Annotated in this window: 17 protein-coding genes; 5 read left to right on the top strand and 12 right to left on the bottom strand. The window is 63.7% G+C overall.

Annotated features, from left to right (window positions below; translation table 11 throughout):
* Nucleotides 1-86: 86 nt before the first annotated feature.
* The 3 genes from HRU71_07645 to HRU71_07655 form a co-directional block, all read right to left on the bottom strand.
* Nucleotides 87-305 carry a hypothetical protein gene (locus HRU71_07645; GenBank protein ID QOJ03369.1) on the bottom strand — a complete coding sequence of 73 codons (219 nt, stop codon included), beginning with the start codon at nt 303-305 and terminating at the stop codon, nt 87-89.
* 46 nt (nt 306-351) lie between these two features.
* Nucleotides 352-1,410: a protein kinase gene (locus tag HRU71_07650; protein QOJ03370.1), complete on the bottom strand. Its 1,059-nt coding sequence runs from the start codon at nt 1,408-1,410 to the stop codon at nt 352-354.
* A 97-nt stretch (nt 1,411-1,507) separates the two neighbouring features.
* Nucleotides 1,508-1,933, bottom strand: coding sequence for a hypothetical protein (locus HRU71_07655; protein ID QOJ03371.1), 426 nt, complete (start codon nt 1,931-1,933; stop codon nt 1,508-1,510).
* Between the two features lie 320 nt (nt 1,934-2,253).
* Between HRU71_07655 and efp the strand changes: the two genes are divergently transcribed.
* The 4 genes from efp to accC all read left to right on the top strand — a co-directional run bounded on the left by efp (nt 2,254) and on the right by accC (nt 5,664).
* Complete coding sequence (efp, locus tag HRU71_07660) at nt 2,254-2,811, top strand: elongation factor P (GenBank protein QOJ03372.1); 558 nt, start codon at nt 2,254-2,256, stop codon at nt 2,809-2,811.
* Nucleotides 2,811-3,614: a hypothetical protein gene (locus tag HRU71_07665; protein ID QOJ03373.1), complete on the top strand. Its 804-nt coding sequence runs from the start codon at nt 2,811-2,813 to the stop codon at nt 3,612-3,614. The genes efp and HRU71_07665 overlap by 1 nt, the downstream gene beginning before the upstream one ends.
* A 118-nt stretch (nt 3,615-3,732) precedes the next feature.
* Nucleotides 3,733-4,215: an acetyl-CoA carboxylase biotin carboxyl carrier protein gene (gene accB, locus HRU71_07670; GenBank protein ID QOJ03374.1), complete on the top strand. Its 483-nt coding sequence runs from the start codon at nt 3,733-3,735 to the stop codon at nt 4,213-4,215.
* Nucleotides 4,216-4,296: 81 nt separating this feature from the next.
* On the top strand, nt 4,297-5,664 hold the full coding sequence (gene accC / locus HRU71_07675) for an acetyl-CoA carboxylase biotin carboxylase subunit (protein QOJ03375.1): 1,368 nt from the start codon (nt 4,297-4,299) through the stop codon (nt 5,662-5,664).
* A gap of 10 nt (nt 5,665-5,674) precedes the next feature.
* On the opposite strand, the gene HRU71_07680 is transcribed toward accC, so the two are convergent.
* From HRU71_07680 to HRU71_07705, 6 genes are all read right to left on the bottom strand, one after another.
* The gene (locus HRU71_07680; GenBank protein ID QOJ03376.1) at nt 5,675-6,118 is read right to left on the bottom strand and encodes a response regulator; all 444 of its coding nucleotides are present in this window, start codon (nt 6,116-6,118) and stop codon (nt 5,675-5,677) included.
* Between the two features lie 278 nt (nt 6,119-6,396).
* On the bottom strand, nt 6,397-7,248 hold the full coding sequence (larE, locus tag HRU71_07685) for an ATP-dependent sacrificial sulfur transferase LarE (protein QOJ04951.1): 852 nt from the start codon (nt 7,246-7,248) through the stop codon (nt 6,397-6,399).
* A gap of 96 nt (nt 7,249-7,344) precedes the next feature.
* Entirely contained in the window at nt 7,345-8,661 is a 1,317-nt protein-coding gene (locus HRU71_07690) for a metal ABC transporter permease (protein QOJ03377.1), read from the bottom strand.
* Entirely contained in the window at nt 8,658-9,584 is a 927-nt protein-coding gene (locus HRU71_07695; GenBank protein QOJ03378.1) for a metal ABC transporter permease, read from the bottom strand. Before HRU71_07695 ends, HRU71_07690 begins: the two co-directional genes overlap by 4 nt.
* Before the next feature lie 57 nt (nt 9,585-9,641).
* Nucleotides 9,642-10,400, bottom strand: a complete 759-nt coding sequence (locus tag HRU71_07700) for a metal ABC transporter ATP-binding protein (protein ID QOJ03379.1) — start codon at nt 10,398-10,400, stop codon at nt 9,642-9,644.
* 104 nt (nt 10,401-10,504) lie between these two features.
* Nucleotides 10,505-11,488, bottom strand: coding sequence for a zinc ABC transporter substrate-binding protein (locus HRU71_07705; GenBank protein QOJ03380.1), 984 nt, complete (start codon nt 11,486-11,488; stop codon nt 10,505-10,507).
* Between the two features lie 83 nt (nt 11,489-11,571).
* Between HRU71_07705 and mntR the strand changes: the two genes are divergently transcribed.
* Entirely contained in the window at nt 11,572-12,078 is a 507-nt protein-coding gene (gene mntR / locus HRU71_07710; protein ID QOJ03381.1) for a manganese-binding transcriptional regulator MntR, read from the top strand.
* Nucleotides 12,079-12,120: 42 nt separating this feature from the next.
* Here the strand turns inward: mntR and HRU71_07715 are convergent, their stop codons facing one another.
* The 3 genes from HRU71_07715 to mtnA form a co-directional block, all read right to left on the bottom strand.
* On the bottom strand, nt 12,121-12,489 hold the full coding sequence (locus tag HRU71_07715) for a hypothetical protein (GenBank protein ID QOJ03382.1): 369 nt from the start codon (nt 12,487-12,489) through the stop codon (nt 12,121-12,123).
* Between the two features lie 53 nt (nt 12,490-12,542).
* Complete coding sequence (locus HRU71_07720) at nt 12,543-12,821, bottom strand: hypothetical protein (GenBank protein QOJ03383.1); 279 nt, start codon at nt 12,819-12,821, stop codon at nt 12,543-12,545.
* Nucleotides 12,822-13,109: 288 nt separating this feature from the next.
* On the bottom strand, nt 13,110-14,201 hold the full coding sequence (gene mtnA, locus HRU71_07725; GenBank protein QOJ04952.1) for an S-methyl-5-thioribose-1-phosphate isomerase: 1,092 nt from the start codon (nt 14,199-14,201) through the stop codon (nt 13,110-13,112).
* Between the last annotated feature and the right edge of the window lie 9 nt (nt 14,202-14,210).

The raw sequence follows: 14,210 nt of genomic DNA on the forward strand, positions 1-14,210 counted from the left end.
CGAACGACTCGATGAGACCGATCTCCTGATCGGTCACGGACCATACCGATGTTCGATCGCTCGCGCGAGCGCTCCTTGATCGCGCCTCACCGCCCGCGCGGGCGGCCGCACATGCGGCAGAACTTCGCGTACGGCGGGTTGGCGGCGCGGCATCGACCACGATCGCATTCCCAGTGAATCACCGGCGGCGCGCCGTTCTCCCGGAGGCCCGCTCGGTCCGACAGACCCTCCTCGCACATATCTCGAAACGCGGCGCGCAACGATAGAACGGTGATCACCGCCGCCAAGGTCAAAAACCCGATCACGATCAGGCTCGGGGGGCCGATTCCAGTCGACCAGAACACCATCGCTTCAGCCCACCCTTTCCGGCAGGGCGCCTCCGCAGAACACACAGAAGCGATCATCGGCTGCGGGGTAACCGCCGCACTGCTCGCAGCGACGCGGGTTCGTCACCAGCTGCGCGCCGCAATGAATGCAAAAGTTGTCATCGCGCTCGACGCGCCCGCCGCAGGCCGGGCAGCTCCCACCCACCGCGACCCCGACCGGCCGCGAACGCAAATGATCGGATGAGCGAATAATCGGGGGCGCGCTGCCCGCGTCAATCATCGCCAGCGCCTCGGTCGCTGACGCCAGCCGCCGATCGCGACGTGTATACAACTTGCTGAATACACCATCCACCCACGACGGCAGGCCCGGCCGGATGTGCGACGGCAGGTCTCCTCCGCTGGGCCGCTCGCCGCAGCACATTTCAAAGAGAACGATGCCCACCGAGTACAGATCGCTCCGATTGTCGGTCTGCCCCCCGTCCCGCTGCTCGGGCGACATGTAGGCCAGCGTGCCCGAAATGCTGCGGCCCTCCTCGGAAACAAGGCTGCCCGATTGAAGAATGCTCGCCGTGGTGACCTCCCCCGCCTGCCCCAGCCCGAAATCCGTCACCTTCACGTCATCCGTGACAATCGTCTCCACTGGCTTCCGGCCCGCCCCGGCCACCAGCACGTTGGCCGGCTTGATGTCCCGGTGGATCACCCCGTTGGTGTGCGCGTGCTCCAGCGCCCGCAGAATCCCCACCGTGATCTGTTGTACGCTGGACGGCGGCAATCCACGCGGGTGCCTCTCGATCAGCCCCGCCAGCGACAGCCCCTCCACGTACTCCATCACCAGATACGGAACGTCCGCGAACGGGTCCAGGCCGATCGCACGCACGATGTTCGGGTGACGCAGCCCGTGAATGGCGATGCCTTCCTTCTGAAGGTTTCGCACGTACTGCGAATCGGTCGGAACCTTGATGGCGACCGTGTCGTTTTTCCAGATGTGATGGTGGGCCTTCCAAACCTGGCCGAAGCTACCGACCCCGATCTGTTCATCGAGGACGTACTCGCTGATTCGTTCTCCAGCCTTTGGCCCGGTCATGATTCGCCCCTTGCCTGTTCTGTAAACGTTGCAAACGACTGACGGGTGCGGACGCGGACCATTGAACTCATCGCCGCCGCGCGCAGGTCTTTTGCCGTCAACCGTTTACGTGTCGCGCCAGGGACTCGCAGATGATGAAATTATAAGCCCCCGCTGCGGCGAAACCAACCAGCACCACGAACCACGACAGCACGCCGCGGATCCCGCCATCCGCCAGCCAAAACGCCAAGAGAATGTCAACTACGCTGTAACCGCCGATCACCCCAACGCTCACGGCCGCCGCGCCCTGCGCGCTGTTCATCCGAGCTTGTGCCGCCAGCAATGGGCGCATAAACAAGTAGCTCGACCACGGCAGCGCCGCCACCACGACCAGCCAGATGATCGTGAGCTTCACGACTCCGCCGGCCGCCTTGATCGACTCGGGATTCTTATAGGCCCAGTACCCGCCGGCCGCGACGCCCGCGAAGATGATCGCCGTCGCGACCTTCGCCCCGACAAACTTGAAAGCATCTACCAGGAACATCGCGACGCTCCATGCGTCCTGCGGTTGTCAGGCACCCGCATTCCCCGGAAACGGCATGATTCACCGTTACGGTGTAATGCAGACCCTAGATTCAACCTCGAAATGCGCAGAATGGTATTCGATTCTGCCTCGCTTCTATTTTGAACTATAACAGAGAGTTACGTCGCGGCGACTACAATTCGCACCGCCGTTTGGAACCGCACCCCCTTGACGAATCCCGGTCCGACGCCGACACTTTAACGTCTGATTTCGCAGCAAGTTAACTTCTCGGACGTTCCACCGGCCACGGGGGAGCCGGCGAGCAGCACAGGAAAGCCACCATGCCCAAAGCCATCGATCTTCGCAAAGGCCAGTGCGTTGAATACGAAAGCAAACTCTGGATCGTGCACGAAGCATCGCGCGTCTCCAAGGGGAACTGGCGCAGCTACATGCAGGTCAAGCTCAAGAACTTCCAGACCGGCCAGATCATCGATCAACGGTTCAACATGGATGAGGACCTGCCATCGCCTCACGTCGAAGACCGCACCTACGAGTACCTCTATCGCGACGGCGACAGCTTCGTTCTCATGGACATGCAAAACTACGAGCAGGTCAACGTCTCAAAGGACCTCATGCCCGACGCCGAGAGTTACCTGAAGGGCAACGAGAAAGTGATCGCCAAGAGCATCGACGGCCAGATCGTCGGCGTGGAACTGCCCAACACCGTCGTGCTCCAGGTCACCGAAGCGCCACCGGTCATCAAGGGCGCAACGGCCACGAACCAAAGCAAGGATGCCGTGCTGGAAACCGGGCTGAAGGTCCGCGTCCCGCCGTTCATCGTGACCGGCGAAATGGTGAAAATCGACACGCGAACCGGGGAATACATCGAGCGGGCATAGTGTCCCTGTTGCAGTCCACCGGCGCGCGCGCCTACCCGTGGTACCACGACATCGTGCCGTTTCTGGGCGGGCTGGCCGATCCGCTCATGGGAATCACCAGCGCCGCGGCTCGTTTTTTTCGTTCGTTTCCACTCCCTCCAACCGCCGATACGCCCAAGCGCCGTAAACGCGGCGTCACCTTTGTCCTGGGCGGCATCGAAGGCCCCAGCCAACACAGCCGTGACATGGGATTGGGCCTGCTTCGGGGCGGCTATCGCGGCGCGGTGTCGATCTTTCCGTGGAATCGCTGCGTGCCGGTCATCGGCGTGTTTCGAAACCTGATGAGCCATGCCCATCACGAGCAGCAGTCTGATGTGCTCGTAGAACTCATTCGGCAGCATCGGTCGGCTTATCAATCCCCAGTCAACTTCATCGCCCAATCGGGTGGATGCTTCGTAGCCGTCCGAACGCTTGAGAAGCTCGACGCCGCTGACGGCGTCGCGCAGGCCATTCTGCTCGCACCTTCGATTTCTCCCGATTATGACATTCGACCTGCGGCGCAACGTTGTTCCGGCGGACTGTACAGCGTTGGCGGGCGCGGCGATTACTTCTTCCTTGGTCTGGGAACGATGCTCCTGGGTACCTCCGATCGAGTTCATACCCCGTCAGCCGGTCTGGTCGGCTGGCATCATCGCCATGAGAAGTTCCATGAAGTTCGATGGCACCCTTCGTGGACGCGACACGGCTACGTCGGAAACCACATTACAACTTCATCCCGGCGATTTATCGCCGAAGTTATCGCGCCTATCTTCCGCAAACCGTAAGGAAAGACACGCAGTAGCCCATTTCTTGACCCTCTCTCGCCGAGTCGCCTAGAATCGCCCTCCACCAGCCAGCAGGTCTGGCTTCGGGCAGCTCCCGGACACGAGGAATCCAAACCGAATGAACATCGACGAAATCAAAACCCTGACGGATCTGATGGTCGAGAACGACCTGTCGGAGGTCATGATCCGTGACGGCGAGAAACGAATCATTCTCCGCCGAGGCGGTCGAGCTCCCGTTGTGGCATCTGTTCAGGCAGCCATCCCGGCAGACCATGCCGCAGCGGCAGCCCCGGCATCCCCCCCGGCTCCGGCAGCCTTGGTTTCGTCAGCCCCGGTACCGGCAGCCCCCGCGGTGGATGCGAGCCTGTCCACCATCAAGTCGCCGATGGTCGGCACGTTCTACGCAGCACCGGACCCCGACGCGCCGGCGTTTGTAAAGGTCGGCGACCGTGTGAACCCCGATAGCGTCATCGGAGTCATCGAGGCCATGAAGGTTTTCAACGAGATCAAGGCCGAGATCAGTGGGACGATCGAGTCCATAGACGTAACCAGTGGCACACCTGTGGAGTTTGGGCAGGTACTGATGCGCGTTCGCCCCTAGCGGTGTGGTCCAACAAAGCGCAGTCCATCCGACCGAATACGAACAGGAGTCAACGTGGCGTTAGGGGCGTCCCGACCAACCGTGCAAAAACGCAAGTTCTCCAAGATCCTTGTGGCCAATCGAGGCGAAATCGCCCTGCGGGTGATCCGCGCCTGCAAGGAAATGGGCATTCAGACCGTCGCGGTCTACTCGGAAGCCGACCGCGACGCGCCCTACCTGCAACTGGCAGATCAGCGTGTCTGCATCGGCCCTGCGCCGTCGGTGCAGAGTTACCTTCGATCGGATCGAATCATCGCGGCGGCCGAGGTCGCCAACGTCGACGCCATTCATCCCGGTTACGGGTTTCTCGCCGAGAACGCGAGTTTTTCCGAGCAGTGCCGCGCGAGCAAGATCGAATTCATCGGCCCCAGCGCCGAGGCGATCCGCCTGCTGGGCGACAAGGCGGCGGCGAAGAAGCTGGCCAAGAAGACTCGCGTCAAGACGGTCCCCGGCAGCGATGGCGTCGTCGAGGACGACGAACACGCGGTCAAGCTCGCGGCGGAGATCGGCTACCCGGTGATGATCAAAGCGGCGGCCGGCGGCGGCGGCCGCGGCATGCGCGTGGCACATAACGAAGTCACGCTGCGCACACAGATTCGCAACGCTCGGAACGAAGCCGAAACGGCCTTCAAGGACGGTCGCGTCTACATTGAAAAGTTGATCGAGCAGCCGCGGCACGTCGAAGTGCAAATCCTCGCGGACCAGCACGGCAATCGGATTCATCTGTGGGAGCGTGATTGCACGCTTCAGCGGCGGCATCAGAAACTGGTGGAAGAATCGCCCTCGCCGGCGATCAGCGACAAGACGCGACAGGCGCTGTGCGCCGCAGCGGTGAAGCTGGTCGAGGCGGCGAATTATTACTCGGCCGGCACCGTGGAATTCATCGTTGACAAAAATGGTGATTTTTACTTCCTGGAAGTCAACACGCGTATCCAGGTCGAGCACACCGTCACCGAGCTGGTCACCGGAATCGACTTGATCCAATGGATGATTCGCATCGCCGCCGGAGAGAAACTGACCTTGCGTCAGAAGGACATCCCACAGAACGGCTGCGCCATCGAAGTGCGAATCAACGCCGAGGACCCGGCCAACGGGTTCCGCCCTTGTCCGGGTCGGATCGAGGAATTCCGCGCGCCAGGCGGCTTCGGCGTGCGGTTTGATTCGCACGCCTGCGCGGGCTACACCATCGGCCCGAATTACGATTCCCTGGTGGGCAAGCTGCTGGTGCATCGGGCGACGCGCGAAGAGGCGATCCATTGCATGCAGCGCTGCCTGGCCGAGTTTCACATCGCACCGATCAAGACGACGATACCGCTGTTGCGCGAGATCTTCGCCAACGCCGATTTCGCCAACGCCAACATCGATACGGGATTCATCGAGCGCGTCCTGCTGGCGCGCCCGCCGTCCTGACCGTCCGGTTCTACTTCGTCGCCGCGCGCGACAGACACCCCAGAATCACTCGAATCAGAATCGTCGTCTCGACCGGCTTGGTGATGTAATCGTCACAGCCCTCCACGATGCATGTGTCGCGTTCCGGACCGGTTGACTCGGCCGTCAGCGCGATGATCGGGCGGTCAAATCCCTTCGCGCGAAGCAGGCGTGTGGCCGCGTGGCCGTCGAGCACCGGCATGTCCATGTCCATCAGAACGGCCTCGACCGGGGAGTCGGACGCGCGGCCGTCGAGCACGATGTTGACCGCGGCCTTGCCATTGTCACAGACCGAGACGTGTGCCCCTTCGCGGCTAAGCAACCGTGCGATCAATCCGCGCGTCGAAGAGCAATCCTCGACGACAAGAATATGCCGACCCGACAACTCGCGAAAACCGTGGCCGCGCCCATTGCCATTTCCGGCATCAGCAACCATGTCGAACCTGCCTCCTCGTTGGAGCGACAACCACCCTGCGTCGCTCGTTTGCGCACACTCAACCCGGCAAACCGGAAGGGCCGATTCGCGCCCTGTGGCGGTACACCAGTAGGCCCATCGGCGATTACCAATGAGCAATTCACATCGTTCAATCCTAGGCGCGTCACTCCATACTTATCTGACCTTTTTGGGATGTGTCGCTACGCACGGCCCGAAAGTGCGAAAAATGGAGCGGCGCTGCCCATGCCAGCCGACGTCATCGAGTCCGCTGGAATCGACTATGTTTGTCGCTTTCCGAACGCGATCACCTCATTCAGACTGCCCGACCGAAAGCCCTCAAGGTCGAGCGCGACGTATGCATACCCGAGCGATCGCAACGCCTCCGTGACGCGCTGCCGAAGCGCCGGCTCGGCCAATCGCGCGATCTGCCCGCGAGGGACCTCGATCCTCGCCAGCGCCCCCCGCGACGCATCCCCATGATGGCGGACGCGACACTCGACCAACCCCTCGCCCCGCAGGACCTGCTCGGCCTGCTCCACCATCGCCAGTTTCTCCGGCGTGACCGCCTCCCCATAGGGCAAGCGGCTCGACAGGCACGGGGCGGCCGGTTTGTCGGCCGTCGGCAGACCGAGCCACCGCGACGCCGCGCGGACATCGGCTTTGGTCAATCCGGCTTCGGCGAGCGGGGCACGAACGCCGAACTCGGCCGCCGCGAGCAGACCCGGGCGATGATCGCCCAAATCGTCGGCGTTGGTGCCGGAAGCGATGGTCGCCAGCCCATGCCGCGTAAGCAGCGGCGTCATACGCGAATAAAGTTCGGTCTTGCAGTGATAACAGCGATTGACGGGGTTGGCGAGGTAGGCGGGATTTTCAAACTCCCGCGTTGAAATGACCTCATGCCGCGCACCGATATGCTCCGCCAGGCGACGGGCGTCGGCTAATTCGTTCGCTGCGACGCTGGGGCTTGCGCCCGTGACGGCCAGCACGCGCTCCGTGCCAAGCGCATCGACCGCCAGTTTCAAGACGAGCGTAGAATCGACCCCACCGCTGAAGGCTACCGCTGCGCTGCCCAGTTCCCGAAGGATGGCATTCGCGCGTTCGAGCTTTGCCGCCGCATCCGTGACGATCATCGCCGCTCCATCGGCCATGAAGACATCTTAACCGGTCTGCGGCGCGGCGTCGCATCAGCGCGAAGGTGCGTCCGGAGCGCTCCTGCTGCCCTTGGCTCATGGTGTCTCGGGAATGCGACTCCCGTGCGGGTCGGCGACGCCGGGCATCTCCTGCTCGATCCGCGATTGAAGCTCCGTCCCGACGTAATGCTCCATCCGACCGGCCGGTTCGTGCAGGTGATCCAACGGGAGCGGAAAGTGTTTGTTCAGATAGGCCTCCCACAAGCGATGCGCCCGGACGAGGCTCGCGGCCGCGGCGCGCCCGGCGTCGGTCAGCCGAAGCGTCTGCTGCGACGGCTCAAGAAGTCGATCACGCAGCAGCGTTCGCACGGCCGAGCGGGACGTACGCGTCGCGCCGATCGAGTCAAAAAGCACGTCCACGGTCAGGGGCCGGCCGCCGGCGCGCTCCTCCCATCGGTACACCATTCCGAGCACGTCCTCGCGCGCGATGCGCAGGGCAAGCGTCCACTGCCGCCAGCGCTTGCTGATGTAACCGTGCCGCGGCGCAAGAAACACCGCCAGCGCGAAGAACGCGGTCGCAACCGTGGCCATCATCGCGGCGGGCGGCGTGTCGATGACGTACGCCGCGATCAGATAGCCGATCACTCCGCTCACCGCGCCGATCACCGCCGCCAGCACGAGCATCGTCTTGAGCCGATCGGTCAGCAGGTATGCGGTGGCCGGCGGCGCGATGAGCATGGCGACGACGAGAATCGAACCAACCGCCTCAAACGAGGCCACGGCCGTCGCGGCGACGAGCGTCATGAGCAGGTAGTGAACGAGTGTGGCGCTGATGCCCATGGTCGTCGCGAGAAACGCGTCGAACGAGACGATCTGCAATTCCTTGTAGCAGAGCGTCACAAACATGAGATTCACGGCGCACATGCCGGCGAGGATGGCCGTTTGGCGCGGGAGGGGCCATTCGCGGCCGAAGAGAATGAGCGGATAGCCCGGCGCCGCGCCGATATCGCCGTACAGCACGCAGCCGGGGTCGAGATCGACGCTGTCGGCGACGAAGGTGATGAGCAGGACGCCGAGCGCAAAGAGTGACGTAAATACGACGCCCATTGAGGAGTCCTCGGGGACCTTTCCCCACTGATGCAGCAACTGCGTCGCGTAGGCGGTGAAGACGCCGACAATCAAAGCGCCGATCAGCATGGGCACGACGTGCCGCGTGCCGGTGAGAATGAACGCCAGGGCCAGGCCCGGCAGCACGGCGTGCGAGATCGCGTCGCCCAGCAGCGCCATGCGCCGCAGCACAAGAAAACACCCGAGCACCGCGCACGCCACGTTGCACAGGACGGCGGTCGCCATCACCCAGCCATCATCGGGCGTGAGCATGGCCAGCATCGGCATCAGCGCGGCGGCCTTCATGCGACGGCGCCTCCCGATCGCACTACCGGCGCGGGCGGATTCACGCTGCGGCGGCGAATCAGGCTCACCACGACGCCGCGCTGCGGGGCGAAGAGCATCGACAGGGCGAAGATCACTGCCGAAGTCAGTACCACTGCCGGGCCGGTCGAAATCTTGGCGTGCAGGGCGCTGATCGCGCTGCCGACGACGCCGGAGACGGCCCCAAAGAACGCGGCCAGCACGATCATGCGATGGAGCCGATGCGTCCAGAATCGAGCCGCGGTCGCGGGGATGATCAGCAGCGCCGCCATCAGCACGACGCCGACGGCCGGCAGTCCGACGACCGTGCAGACGACCAGCAGGAGCATCAGCGCAAGGTCCAGCCGTCGCACCGGCCAGCCCTGCGACGCGCCGAATTCACGATCAAAACAAAGCAGGCGGAACTCCTTGAACAGCAGTGTCACGATTGCGACCGTCGCGGCGGCGACCGCGGCGATGGTCCAAACATCCTCGGGCAGCATCGCGGCGGCCTTGCCGAACAGGAATCCGTCGAGTCCGGCCGAGTTACCCAGGTGCAGATCGCCGATGATGCGCGACAAGCACAACCCTGCGGCGAAGAAGCCGCTCAAGACGATTCCGATGGCGGCGTCTTCCTTCACGCGCGTGTGATCGCGAATAAATGCCACGGCGGCGACACCCAGCGCGCCGGCGACCGCCGCCCCGGCGAGCAGCGCGAGGAAGCTCCGATCGCCCGTCAGGAAAAACGCCACCCACAACCCCGGCAGCGCCGCATGCGCGAGCGCATCGCCCATCAGCGCTCGCCGGCGCAACACCGCGAGGCTGCCGATCACGCCGGAGCACAATCCCAACAGGCCCGTGCCGATCAGCACGATCCGCGTGTTGGGATCCTGAAGCGTCAGCAATCGAAAAAGCTCATCCGTCATTGGAGTAACAGCGAAACGCTCCCGCTGCATCGCGTGCGTTTTCGACGCACCGGCTTTTTACACCCGCTTCGCCTGGCGCAAGGCCTCGCCGGCCGCGTCCAGGATCGTCAGCCGCCCGCCGTAGGTCTCCTGAAGATTCTTGTTGTTGAACACCTCGCGCGTCGGCCCGGCGGCCACCACGCGCAAGTTCAGCAGCACCGTGTAATCAAAGTACTCCGGCGCGGTCTGCAAATCGTGATGCACGGCGATGACCGTCCGTCCCGACGTGCGCAGCGCCTTGAGCAACTCCACGATCGCCGCCTCGGTCGCCGCATCGACCCCCGCAAACGGCTCATCCATGAAATAGACTTCCGCATCCTGTACCAGCGCCCGCGCGAGAAACACCCGCTGCTGCTGACCACCCGACAACTGGCTGATCTGACGGTGCGCATAATCCGCCATCCCCACGCGCGCCAAACCCTCCATCGCCGCTGCGCGATCCGCTCGCCCCGGACGACGCAGCCAGCCCAGCCTCCCGTATCGGCCCATCAGCACCACATCCAGCGCGCTCACGGGAAAATCCCAGTCCACCGTTTCGCGCTGCGGTACATAACCCACGCGGCGGCGACACCGTGCCAGCGGCTGACCAAAAATCTCGATCCGCCCGCTGGCGATCGGCACCAGACCCAGCACCGCCTTGAGCAACGTCGTCTTGCCGGCGCCGTTCGGCCCCATGACGCCGATCAATCGCCCGGCAGGCAACTCCAGGTCCACGTCCCACAGCACCGGCTTGCGGTCATAGGCGACGGTCACATCGTGCACTTCGACAGCGATCATCTTGAATTCATCGGCATCGGGGCGTGGCGAAGCCGGTTGGACTCGATTCGCACCCGATTCGCTGGTTTCGGCCTTCATCACCGATGGTGAGCTTGCCCGCGGTGTCATTGCAGCGCCTTTACAATCGTCTCGACGTTGTGCCGCACCATGCCGATGTACGTCCCCTCGGTCGTCCCCGCCGCCCCCATGGCGTCGCTGAACAGCTCGCCGCCGATGCGCACGACGTGGCCCCGCGCCTTGCAGCCCTCGATCAGCGCCTGAATCGTCCGCGGATTCACGCTGCTCTCGATGAACACCGCGGGAATCTTCCGAGCAACCAGCGTATCCACCAGATCATTGATCTTCTTCAATGCCGCTTCGCTCTCGGTGCTGATCCCCTGGATCGCCAGCACCTCCATGCCGTACGCCCGGCCGAAATACCCGAACGCGTCGTGCGCCGTCACCAGCACGCGCCGTTCGACCGGCAGCGACGCGATGCGCAAACGGCACCAGTCGTGCAATTCGTCCAGCTTTGCGGTGTAGTCCGCGGCGCGCGCGGCAAACTCGTCTTTCCACGCCGGCCTCACTGCGCTCAACCCATCGCGGATCGTGCCGACGGCGGACTGCCACAGCGACACATCGAACCAAACGTGCGGATCAAATTGACCTTCAAACTCCGGCGGCTCGCGCAACTTTGACGGGTCGATATCCTGCGTCACGGCGTACACGGGTTTCTTCCGCGCCATCTGCACGAACAGATCGGCCATTTTGCCTTCCAAATGAAGACCGCCGTAGAAGATGACCTCGGCGGCGGACAGGGCGCGATGGTCGGCCGGCGTCGCTTTGTAAAGATGCGGATCGACGTGCTCCCCCATGAGGCCGGTGACCTCGACGCGCGGGCCGCCGATGTTGCGGACCACATCGGTGATCATGCCGATTGTGCAGACGACTTTCAGGGGGGCGTCGGTCGCCGTGCCGGCGCCGGGCGAGGCCGCGGCTTGCCCGCTCGGGGGGGCTTCGCGGCAGCCGGCCGTCGAAGGCACGAGCACCAGCGCGAGAAGCCCGAGGAGGACCGGCCTCCGGCATTTGAACCAAACAAGATGGGGCATACAATCTATCTCCGTGGCCTAGAAGTGTAGCATAGGCTACAATTTGCCGCAATGGAGACGGCGAGATATTCCGCCGGCTCGCCATGGCCCGCGTTAGGAGCTGCCTCGTGGCTCGAAAACGTCTATCCGCCGCCCGGAAACCGGCCTCCGGAACGCCCGGTGCTCCAGCGCGCAGCCGGCGCAACCACGCCGACGCCTTCCGCGCCAGCCGCCAATCCAACGCCGCCGAGACGGCCGAGGACTACGCCGAATTGATTGATGAGTTGATCCGTCAGAATGGCGAAGCGCGATCGGTGGAACTCGCGGCGCGGCTGGGGGTGTCCCACGTGACGGTGGCCAAGACGATCCGGCGGTTGTGCCGCGAGGGGCTGGTGCAGGCCAAGCCGTATCGAGCCATTTTCCTAACAGCGCAGGGCCAGGCACTGGCCGAGCGCTGTCGCAAGCGGCACGAAGAAGTGGCGTTGTTTCTCGTCGCGCTGGGGGTCTCGTCCGCGACGGCCGAGATCGACGCCGAAGGGATCGAGCATCATGTCAGCGATGAGACGCTCGAAGCGATGCGCCGGTTCATAAAAAAAGGCCCGCGCCGATGAGCGCGAGCCTTTGAGAGTTAAGCGTCATTCGTCCGCGTGGCGTCAGATCCCGCCACCGCCACCGCCACCACCACCGCCCTGGCCTCCAAGGCCGCCGCCCTGGTTGTTCGTCGGCGGTTCCGTTGCATCACCGCCAGGGAATCCAGGCGGAATATTCTGATAGACGTCGCTTGTACCGCACCCCAGCGGGATGGTGCAGGACGGATCGGCGTTGAAGTCCGGCGTCTCCAGCAGCGGGAACATCAGGTTCAACTGATCCGCCGGCGTGCAGAACGTCAACACGGTGCCGCAGATGGGGATCGACGCCAGCGTGTTGACGCAGCCGTTGTTCAGGACCGTCCCGCCGGCGAGGATCGCCGTCGCGCCGAGCATCAGCTTCCGCAGTTTTCGTGCATGGGTCATGGATTTCATGGATCGCTTCCTCAAACTGTCTATTCAGCGAGGCACGTTTAAGTCACTCCTGGTCACGGGCCGATGGTTGTCACCGGACAGCCGTAGAACAGATCGTCGCCGCCGTTCAGGATTCCGCCGGTGGGCGCGCCGTTCTCTCCGATCACCTGCACGTTCGGAACGCCGCACACGTTGAAGATGCCCAGGAATCGGCCGTTCGCATCAATCAACGACGGCGACAAGGATGTCACCCCGGTCTGCAGCGCCATCACGGTGCAGGAACCGAGCTGGGTCAGAAACGCGCCGGAGAGAATCATCAGCGCAAGCTTCGCGGCTTTGTAACGTCGCATCATCGCAAACTTCTCCGCCAAATTCCCCGAGGCAGGCTACGGCAGGCAGGCTGGAATGGCCGCCGCCGGGCAAACCGGCTGCTTCCATCTCTCCCTAATGCTACCCGCCCCCCGCCCGGCTTTCAAGGGGTTTTGTGCGAACGATCGCGGGTCGCGGCGGCAGCGTCACGATCGCCGTGGTGCCGCGAAATCCGGTTGCCGAATGAAGCATAGCAAACTGGCCATAAAGCGTCAGAAACCCGTTCCTATCGGGCTGTTACGAGCCTGTTAGCCTTGTGATATCAGCGAAATTCAGCGGCCCAGAATCTGGCGGATGCGGTCAGGCGTGACGGGGTGAATCAGACCCTTGTTGGTGATGATTCCGGTAATCAGCGAGGCGGGGGTCACGTCAAACGCCGGGCTGAAACAGGGCACCTCGACCGGGGCGAAGCGATCCAGGCCCACGCGGCGAATTTCCTCCGCGTCGCGGAACTCAATCGGAATCCCCGAGCCGTCCTTGATGGACGTGTCGAACGTCGTGACCGGCGCGGCCACATAGAACGGGACGCTGTGCGCGGCAGCCAGCACGGCCAATCCGTACGTGCCGATCTTGTTGGCGGTGTCGCCATTGGCGGCGATGCGATCGGCGCCGACGATGACCAGCTGGGCCTGCTTCTGCGCGAGGATGACAGCCGCCATGTTGTCGCACATGAGAATGGTTTCGATGCCGGCGCGGGAGAGTTCCCAGGACGTGAGCCGCGCGCCCTGAAGCAGCGGGCGGGTTTCGTCGACAAACACGCGAAATTTTCGGCCCGCCTCGTGCGCCGCGTACATGGCAGCCAGCGCGGTGCCGTACTCGCTGGTGGCCAGCGCGCCGGCGTTGCAATGGGTGATGATGCCGGCGCCGTCGGGAATGAGATCTCGACCGACCGCGCCGATCGCGCGGCACATGGCGGCGTCCTCGTTGCGAATGGCATGGGCCTCGATGAGCAGGGATTGAAAAGCCGCTTCCCATTCCAGTCCGGCGGGCAAGGCCTCGGCCTTGCGGCGCATACGGTCCAGTGCCCAGAAGAGGTTGACAGCGGTCGGGCGGCTCGTGGCCAGAAAATCGCAGATCTGCCGCGTGCGGAAGCGCCAATCGTCGATCTCGTAGAACTCATCAAGGCCGACGAGCACGCCGTAGGCGGCGGCGACACCGATGGCCGGGGCGCCGCGGACCTGAAGCGTCTTGATGGCGTCCCAGACCTGCTGGAGTGTCACGCACGTAATATATTGCACGTCGTTGGGCAGAAGGGTCTGATCGATGAGCTGCAGCGCCCCGCGCGGGCCGGCCCCCTGGTTCCACCAGACCGGACGAAGCACCTGACGCGTCGGATCGGGCACGGCCTCGGCTTGGCCGAGCATGGTCAGGTT

The organism is Planctomycetia bacterium (genome assembly GCA_015200345.1).
Classification (GTDB): domain Bacteria; phylum Planctomycetota; class Phycisphaerae; order UBA1845; family UTPLA1; genus PLA3.